The organism is Trebonia sp. (genome assembly GCF_049794275.1).
In the GTDB taxonomy this organism is placed as follows: Bacteria; Actinomycetota; Actinomycetes; order Streptosporangiales; family Streptosporangiaceae; genus Trebonia.
On the sequence record NZ_JBARCR010000905.1, the window covers coordinates 1 to 8,385 of the forward strand.

General features: G+C 69.2%; 8 protein-coding genes. 2 read left to right on the plus strand and 6 right to left on the minus strand.

Features of this window, described 5'->3' with window-relative positions; all coding sequences use genetic code 11:
• From WA805_RS23265 to WA805_RS23285, 5 genes are all read right to left on the minus strand, one after another.
• Window positions 1–507, minus strand: a 507-nt coding sequence (locus WA805_RS23265; RefSeq protein ID WP_425243401.1) for an IS110 family transposase, incomplete at its 3' end; no start/stop codon positions are given.
• A gap of 193 nt (window positions 508–700) precedes the next feature.
• Complete coding sequence (locus WA805_RS23270) at window positions 701–1,408, minus strand: hypothetical protein (RefSeq protein ID WP_422290241.1); 708 nt, start codon at window positions 1,406–1,408, stop codon at window positions 701–703.
• A gap of 244 nt (window positions 1,409–1,652) precedes the next feature.
• Entirely contained in the window at window positions 1,653–2,207 is a 555-nt protein-coding gene (locus WA805_RS23275) for a GNAT family N-acetyltransferase (RefSeq protein WP_422277799.1), read from the minus strand.
• A 370-nt stretch (window positions 2,208–2,577) separates the two neighbouring features.
• The gene (locus WA805_RS23280; RefSeq protein WP_424563974.1) at window positions 2,578–3,042 is read right to left on the minus strand and encodes a phage tail protein; all 465 of its coding nucleotides are present in this window, start codon (window positions 3,040–3,042) and stop codon (window positions 2,578–2,580) included.
• Between the two features lie 548 nt (window positions 3,043–3,590).
• Window positions 3,591–4,061 carry an SRPBCC family protein gene (locus WA805_RS23285; RefSeq protein WP_422338858.1) on the minus strand — a complete coding sequence of 157 codons (471 nt, stop codon included), beginning with the start codon at window positions 4,059–4,061 and terminating at the stop codon, window positions 3,591–3,593.
• Window positions 4,062–4,630: 569 nt separating this feature from the next.
• Between WA805_RS23285 and WA805_RS23290 the strand changes: the two genes are divergently transcribed.
• Window positions 4,631–5,650 carry a methyltransferase gene (locus tag WA805_RS23290; protein ID WP_424561703.1) on the plus strand — a complete coding sequence of 340 codons (1,020 nt, stop codon included), beginning with the start codon at window positions 4,631–4,633 and terminating at the stop codon, window positions 5,648–5,650.
• A 325-nt stretch (window positions 5,651–5,975) separates the two neighbouring features.
• Here WA805_RS23290 and WA805_RS23295 read toward each other — a convergent pair whose 3' ends face one another.
• The gene (locus WA805_RS23295) at window positions 5,976–6,593 is read right to left on the minus strand and encodes a hypothetical protein (RefSeq protein ID WP_422281228.1); all 618 of its coding nucleotides are present in this window, start codon (window positions 6,591–6,593) and stop codon (window positions 5,976–5,978) included.
• A 690-nt stretch (window positions 6,594–7,283) separates the two neighbouring features.
• On the opposite strand from WA805_RS23295, the gene WA805_RS23300 reads away from it, so the two are divergent.
• The coding region (locus tag WA805_RS23300) for an ATP-binding cassette domain-containing protein (RefSeq protein ID WP_425243402.1) at window positions 7,284–8,385 on the plus strand (1,102 nt) is incomplete at its 3' end.

The window sequence follows — 8,385 nt, forward strand, 5'->3', positions numbered from 1 at the left end:
GCCCTGCTCGCTGCGCAGCGTGCCCTCGCCCAGCGCCGGGGCGCCCTGGTGGAACAAGACCGCGTGGATCCGCTGCACCCATGCGGTGTGCTCGGCCCGCAGGTCGTGATAGGTCTCCAGCAGCGCCCTGCATTCCAGGATGCGGGCGGGCGGGATCCAGCACTCCGGCAGCCGGCCCTCGGCCAGCAGCATCCGCAGATGCCGGCAGTCGGTCTTATCGGTCTTGGCGTGCCGCTTGCGGCCGCGGGCGAACGCGGTGTCGGCCGGCTCGGCCAGATGCGCCGTAACCCCGGCCGCGGCCAGCTCCTCCGCGACATACCGCCATCCGGTGCACCCCTCGACCGCGAACGCGGCATCCTCGCACCCGGCGAACCGGGCCAGCCAGGCCCGCAGGTGCTCCCGGTCGGCCGGGGCGACCTGGCCGCGCTGCACCTGCCCGGTCACGGTGTCGAGGTAGTCGAAGGTGATCTGTTTCCGGTGGATATCCAGCCCGCCTACGATGGGCATCGGGACCTCCTCAAGCTCCGGAGCGCGCACGAACGCGCCCCACGCGAATTGCCTACGCGGTCAATCCTGACCCGCACCCGAGCTGGGGAGGTCTCCCGGCACCCCCCTGCGACCTCAGCCCAGCACGGCCCGATGCATGTCATCTAATGTGCGACGCCGTTCCTCTCAGCGCGAGCTCACGGTGACGTGCAAATCAGGGCATCTTGGCCCTTGTGCGCGCGGCTACCCGGGTGCCTGGATTGTGGACGGCGCGGCGGAAGAGCTGCAGGGAGCCCAGGGGCTTGAACCCGGCAGCTAGCAGCGCCCGGACGCTCGCTGCGTTGCCTGGTGCCACGGCTGCCACGGCAATCTGGCCTGACGGGACGGTGCTCAGGACCTCACTGGCCAGCCTCGCTCCGCCGCCCGCCCCGCGGTGGCCGGGCTCAAGCTCGAAGCTCAACTCGGTCAAGCCGGCGATTCCGGTGCTGATGACGGCCAGGGCCGAGCGGTGCGGATCCTGGTAACCCACGACTCGCGGGTGATCCCGGATGCCGGCCGCGAATTCCGCGCGCGGGTGGCCGGCGAGGTCTGGCCGGTCTGCCAGTGCGGGCGTGACGCCCGGGCGGGCGGTGCCCCGGGCGGCCATCAGGATGTCCAGGCTGTCGATCCAGCCGCCTGGCCCGGCCAGGGCCGTGATCAGCCGGGGGTCATGGGCGCCGCCGAAGCCGTCCGCGCCCAGCGAGGCGAGCAGGTGGCCGGTGATGTCCGGCTGGACGGCGAAGACCGCGTGCCCGGTGAAGGCGATGATCGCCTCCAGCCCGGGGCGCCACGGCGGCACGCGCCGCCAGCCTCCGTCCGCGGCGGGGAACCGGCCGACCGCCGCGGCGGCGATCAGCTCGGCAAGCGGATGGTCCGGGAGCACACCGCCAACCGTACAGATCCGGCGAACCGCTTACGGCTCCCCGTGCAGTCGCCATGGCTTCTCGCGGGCCCCCGCAATCAGCGGCCATTCACAGCGAGTCATCGACTCGCACAGACTTACCGCGCCCGAGCCGCCGATCTGCGCGTCCTCAGCCCGGCTGCTCTTCGAGCTGATCCAGGCACAGAACGGGTTTATCTGGCGCGTGTCCGCTCCTGTGTGGCGGCGAGTTCCTCGCTCATGCGCATTAGCCGTTGTCGCGTGTAAGCCGATAGGTCACGCTCGGCCGTAGCGGGCTGCCCTCGGGGATCCGCGGATGGTCCCAGCGCGCGAATTCGGTGAGGCCCAGACGGCGCATCACCGCCTGCGACGGCTCGTTGAGCACCGCCGTCATCGAGTAGATCTCGGCCATTCCCAGGCTGCCGAATGCGACGTCCAGGGCCGCGCGCGCCGCCTCGGTGGCATAGCCGTGATGCCAGGCCGTGCGGGCCAGCCGCCAGCCGACCTCCATGCCGCCGGCGCCCGGCACGTCGTCAGGCATCGGGTTGAGGCCGGTGAAGCCGATGAACTGGCCGGTGTGCGCGAGCTCCAGCGCCCACAGCCCGAAGCCCTGGGCCTCGAACCGTTCCTCAAGCCGGTCGATCATTGCGTCGCTTGCCGCCCGGTCCAGGGTGCCGGGAAAGAACCGCATGGTATGCGGGTCGGCGTTGAGCGCTGCGAACGGTTCCCGGTCGCCGTCCTGCCATCGGCGCATTACCAGCCGGCCGGTCCGCAAGCTGTCGCATCTGACGACCGGCACCATGTGCATCCTCCAGTAGCGACGGCGCGCTGCAGGGCGTGACGAACTGCTCAGCCCCCAGGATGAGCAGCCCTTCGAATTCCGTCAAATGCATAACCCGGCGCCAGTGACGCGAACCCAGCCGTCACCAGCAGCTCGAAGACAGGCGGCAGTCGGTATGCGTCCCTCGGTCAGCTTCCAGCCGCCGCGGCCTGCGGTTGCGGCCCTCGCGTGGAAGGTGCCGGGGAGGGCTCCGACGGCGCGCACCAGGCTGCGGGCAATGGCCCACAGGGTCAGCTAGGCGGCCTCAGCCTGGAACCGCCTGACGGCAGGTGGGCCAGGGCGGCTACCGCGGGCGTCCCTCCGCGGCCATCACCGGCCTGCGGATTCGGGCTCAGTATTCACCTTTGATCACGAAGAAGGAGCCGCGGATCACGCCGGCCAGCTTTGACTTTTGGCGCGCGAACTTGAAGCGTGACGCCAGTTCCTCGGGAACTCCCATGCCTTCTGAGAGCTTGAACCCGACTGCGCGCTTCTCCCCGTCCTTGATGCCGTACATCACGTTGACTGACAGGCCGGACTCGTAGAACACGTAAGCCATCCGGAAACCGTCCACCTCGAAGGAAGTCACCTCGAGCGGGCGGGCGGAGATGACGATGCCGCGCTCGTCGGCGAGGATGCGGTTGAGCCAGCCGAGCACCTCTGGTGCCTCGCTTGCGGGACTCACGGTGAAGACGTGATCGTACTTGTTCTTGTAGTAGCGCGCCTCGTTGGCGCGCAGTCCAGCCAGAGCGTCCGCGACCGGGGACGATTCCAAGCCGATGGTGGACACGTTCTCGAAGTCGACGATGTACGGCATGCGCCCTCCCCGTGACGATCTACTCAGGCAACGGTAGCGGACGGGCGACTCTGTAGCCGGGCGCGCCTAGGGACACGATGCCTCGAGCTATGCCCGTGCCCTGGCCGACGACGACCGCGCCATCGAAGTCAGGCCCAGCGACAATGACTACATCTCCTCCAAACGGGCCGGGACCCGCCGGCTGACAGACAGCGCTGAAGGGTGCCTTGTCCGAGGCATCGAACCCGGAACCGCCTCCAGAAGGCTTAGCCACAGCCAGAGAAGGACGGTCTCGCCGACAGGTCCCTCTCCAATCTCAAGGCATCCGTGGTCATGCCATCCGAAATGTTCAGTGGAGCGGCCGCAACCCACCGAACCGGACGATCTGCACGGAACGCTAGGCCACGGAAACCAGGTCGACTTAAGTGCAGAGTCGGCGATCCATCGCTCCGTGCGTGCCGATGCCGCGTTTGACTGATTGCGATGAGTGACGGGTGGCGGTCGGCGGGGGCGCGTCCGCACACGACGTTCCGCGGACGTGCATCGGCGGCCGGAGTTCCAGCTTCGGTCTAGCGGGAACGGCCGACGGTTTCGACGACTGCCTTCATCTTCTCCGGGGTGACCCGCATGCTGTTCATGTTGGTGCGGCCGCGGGCGGAACCGGCGACCATCCAGTACAGGCGCGTCAGCAGCGTGTCGGGCAGCTCGAACGACTCGGTGACATCGGTGCCGTCTGCGGCGGGCTCCAGCTGGTACCGCCAGGTGTTCACGGTCTTCCCGCCTGGCCCGGCCACCGTGAAGGCGAACTCGCGGCCGGGGTCGCACGCCGCTACCGTGCAGACGGTCCAGTACACCGGCCCCCGGCCGTTGCGCCACACGTGACGGCGGAAACGCGCCCCCGCCTCGGGGCTGCCGGCGCCGCCGAGCCACTCCGCCTCGAACGTCTCGGGGCTGAACTCCCCGACCCGGGTAACGTCACTGACCAGATCCCAGATCATGTCAGCGGATGCCGCCATGTGAACCGTGACCGAACCGCGCATCGCACGAGCGTACCGGGCCGCCGGGTAGGCACCGGCCACCGTCTCTGCTCTCAGTGCGAGCCTGTGACGACAGACGCTGCGGCGCCGGCCTCGTCGGCCGACCGCTTCCGCGAGAGAGCCGCCGTTCGGCGTGGAGGCTGGCATACGGCAGAGTCGCCTGCTGTATGCGCAGAGCAGGGCAATCTGCGGCCGGGGCCAACGCGAACCTCCGTTCGCTCCGGTTGGGAGCGCGTCACCTGCACGGGTGCTGTCTTGCGCCGGCCAGCAGGCAGGGGGCGAGGTCAGGGGCCGGGTGGCGAACGCAAGTTCCGGCCGCTAGAAGCCAGACCTAACAACACCCAGACCTGCGAGGGCACCAGCCAGGTCCGCCGCGTGGGTATTGCCCGGCAGCGCATTAGGCTGAAAGCAGGCCATCGACAGGCGATTTCTTGGAACTTTTGTCGCGCGGGACACCCGGCGGCCATCAAGCGCTGTGTTGATGCTCATGGGGCTGTTTACGTCCTATGCAGCAGGCACCCCATGCGGTTCGCTGGGTACTACGGTGATTCGTCCTACTTCACGGAGTTCGCATGCGATCTGATGATCCGGCAGCCGCCCATGTCCAGGAGCTGATCGACGGCTTCTGGCCAATCCACGTCCTGACCGCCCTGACGCAGCTTGAGCTTCCGGAAGCGCTGGCCAGCGGTCCGGCCGCCGCCCGCGACCTGGCGCAGCGGCTGGGGCTGGATGAGTTCCAGCTGTTTCGCCTGCTGCGCGCGGGCAGCGCGCTGGGCGTGTGCCAGGATCTCGGCGACCGCCGGTTCGCGCTCACCGATGCCGGAGCGCTGCTGCGCCGAGACGCGGAAGGTTCGCTGCGCGGGGACGTGCTGTTCTACAGCGGCATGAGCAAGGGGGGCTTCGCCGACATCCCCGAGATCGTGCGGACCGGCCGGGCGGGTCACTCGGTCACGCTGGGGCCGGAGGGCTTCGACCGGCTGGGCGAGGACACCGACCGGCTCGACGATATGCACCGGACGATGGTCGGCAGCAGCCGCGACGTCGCCATCGACCTGTGCCGCATCTACGACTTCAGCGCCCATCGCACGGTGGTCGACGCCGGCGGCGGCTACGGTGGCCTGCTGGCCGCCGTGCTGCAGTCCTGCACGCACCTGACGGGATCGGTCTTCGACCTGCCGTCAGTGGAGCGCGGGGCGCTGGCGTACCTGAAGGGTCAGGGGCTGGCTGGCCGCGCTGGCTTCGTACCCGGCAGCTTCTTCGACGGCCCGCCACCGCCGGCCGACTGCTACCTGCTTAAGTACATCATCCACGACTGGGACGACTCCCGCGCCCGGCAGATCCTCGCCAGCTGCCGCGACGGCATGGGCGCCGACGGCGTGCTCCTGCTGATCGACCGGCTGCTGCCCGGCCGCTTCGCCGCCACCCCCGACCACCGCCGGTTTGCCCGCGCCGACCTGACGATGATGGGATACGGCGGCCAGGAGCGGAGCGAGCGGGAGATGTTCACGCTGCTGCACTCGGCCGGACTGCGCCCCATCCGAATCGTCGGCCACGCCTGGACGCTCAGTGTCGTCGAGGTTCGGGCCGCGTGATCGAGAGTGCACCAGCCAGATCCAGCGCATGATGATGGGCCGCCAGTTGCTCAGGGGCTGAGACGTGCGGCCATCGCGGCGCGCCCGGCGACCGGGGAGCACGGACACCGGTGCGCGTCCAGGGCGAGAGGCGGCGAACGCAGGCGGGCCTAGCTGAGCTGGTGATCGGGAGAAGAGCATGCCGAACCAGATGATCTGTGAGCCTCGAATGCGCCACGACTGGCGATCTTCTTAAGTACCGACTCGGCGTTATGGAGCACGGCCTGATGTGGTCGAGGTGGTGGGATAACCACGGATCGTGGCGTAGCTACGGCTCGCGCTCGCGCTAGGCGAGGACCAGAGATGCCGGCGAGTGCTCGAGCGTGCTGAACTCCACGCACCAGCCCGCATCGTCGTCGCACACCGGCAGGACCGGGGAAGAGACGGGCAGGTTCAGCCGTACCGGCCCTGAATCGCGGGGCGTCACAGCGGGCACGACAGCCGGACGGCCGTCGGGATCGCCGGGATGGCGGCGCTTGCCCGGAATCCCTTCCGCCCGCTCGGACAGGGCCGACCGCTCGAAGCGAACCACGGTCTGCCGCTCCGCCCGCCACAACACTCCCCCGCGGGCCCACTCGAAGCCCAGCACCCGTCCGGACAGTGCAACGGTCAACGCAGTGCAGCCGTGACCGACGGGCAGGCCGGGCAACCTCGGACTTGAGAGGGCGTGGAAGCCGCACGTGCATCTCGGATCGGGGACGTCGTGAGCACCCCGGACGCCCCGGTACCGGCACTGAGCTCTGGCGTCAGCCGGATAGCCGGAACCGCCCGTCAGCGGGACGAACAGATCGCCCGCCTGCCGGGCCAGCTTGTGCGCCCACACCACCCACAGCCCGTCCACGGTCGTGGTCAGATGCTCGTGGAGTTCTTCGGGCAGGCCAGGCCGGGCGTCGGTACCGGCCACGAAATCCCCTATTAGACGACCACCGCGGCACATGGCGACCCCATCTCTCAGGTAGCTAACCTGAGGGTAACTCTTGACCGAAGGCTCCAGCACCCAGATTCGGAACCACTGGCGCCGACTACCTGGATCCTGCCACCCGCTCCAAATGGCACCGACGTCCTCGGCCGCCCGTCCGAGTCAGGCACTTTGACGCGACCGAGCCGCCGTTCGGTGTGGACGTGGTCGACTGGGAGATCGGCCATCGAGTTCTGCAGATCTGGGCGATCTGCACCGGAAAATCGCGGGCGGTCATCCGGTCGAGGTGCCAGGAAGAGACAGTCCCTGGCGCACCGGAATGCGCCAGGCGACGATCGGGGCAGCACTGTCCGGCAGGCTCTGGCGGATCCCGCTGGAGCGGGCGGCAGCCGGATAACTGGCTGGTCAGCGGCACGTGGACGGCCGCGTGGGTTCCGGTTTCACGCGTGGCTGGACAGCTTATGAATTGCCACCAGAGCGTGATCAATTGACCGCCCGCCTGGGTCGGCGAACTGGCGGTCGCGCCTGGACGGTTCGCCGAGCAGATGGCGGCCCTCCCGTCCTGCGTTGCCCCGCGCCGGCGAATCACCACGATCCGGTGACGACCAGTCACCTGCCTGGTGGCAAGGCTGAGTCTGCCGCGAAGGCCGGCACGGCCCGGTTGAGGAGAGCGACATGACAGCGGACAACGAGCGGGTTACGTCAACGGATGCTTCCGTGCACGCCGCCACCCAGCTGCGCCGAGGTGCCAACAGCACAAGCCCAGTCGAGCCGGGAACGGACCCAGTGACCGGGGTAAACGGACATGGTTCTTCGGTGCCCGCAATCCGGGTCGAGGGTATGGTCAAGCGTTTCGGGGCGACTGTGGCGCTGGATAGTGCCGGGCTCGAGGTCCCGGCGGGGATGGTGTTTGGCCTGCTGGGCCCGAACGGGGCGGGCAAGACCACGCTGGTGCGGATCCTGGCCACGCTGCTGTCGCCGGACGGGGGCCGGGCGGAGGTCTTCGGCCGCGACGTGGCGAGGGAGCCTGCCGCTGTCCGCGAGCTGATCGGCCTGACGGGGCAGTTCGCGGCGGTCGATGAGCTGCTGACCGGGCGGGAGAACCTGGAGATGTTCGGACGCTTGTTCAAGCTGACCCGTGAGGACGCCCGCCGCCGGGCCGGCGAACTGCTCGAGCGGTTCGGCCTGGCGCAGGCGGCTGACCGGCCGGCCCGGACCTACTCCGGCGGCATGCGCCGCCGGCTCGACATCGCGTCGAGCCTGCTGACCCGCCCGCAGGTGCTGTTCCTCGACGAGCCGACCACGGGCCTGGATCCGCGCAGCCGCAACGAGATCTGGGCCGTCGTGCGCGAGCTGCGGCGCGAGGGGACAACGCTCCTGCTGACCACCCAGTACCTGGAGGAAGCCGATCAGCTAGCCGACCGGATCGCCGTCATCGACCGCGGAAAGGTGATCGCGGAGGGAACAGGGAACGAGCTCAAGGACCGGGTCGGCGGCCAGATCCTGGAGGTCGAACTGGACAGCGCGGAGCAGCGTGACCGGGCGCAGGCGGTGCTCGCCGGGGTGGGCTGCGGTGAGCCTCAGGCGGACGAGCGCCCGGACCGGCTCACCCTCCCGGCTCCGCGTAACGGGCTCGAGCTGGTGGAAGAGGCGGCCGCCGGGCTGCGCCGGGCACAGATCGGTGTCAGCGACATCGGGCTGCGCCGGCCGACGCTGGATGATGTCTTCCTGAAGCTGACCGGCGCCCCGCCCGGCGAGGACGGCGGCCGGCCTGGCC

Coding starts and splice junctions, on each gene's coding strand:
- WA805_RS23275 (WP_422277799.1), bottom strand. CDS start 2,207: ATGGTGCCGGTCGTCAGATGCGACAGCTTGCGGACCGGCCGGCTGGTA.
- WA805_RS23280 (WP_424563974.1), bottom strand. CDS start 3,042: ATGCCGTACATCGTCGACTTCGAGAACGTGTCCACCATCGGCTTGGAA.
- WA805_RS23290 (WP_424561703.1), top strand. CDS start 4,631: ATGCGATCTGATGATCCGGCAGCCGCCCATGTCCAGGAGCTGATCGAC.
- WA805_RS23285 (WP_422338858.1), bottom strand. CDS start 4,061: ATGCGCGGTTCGGTCACGGTTCACATGGCGGCATCCGCTGACATGATC.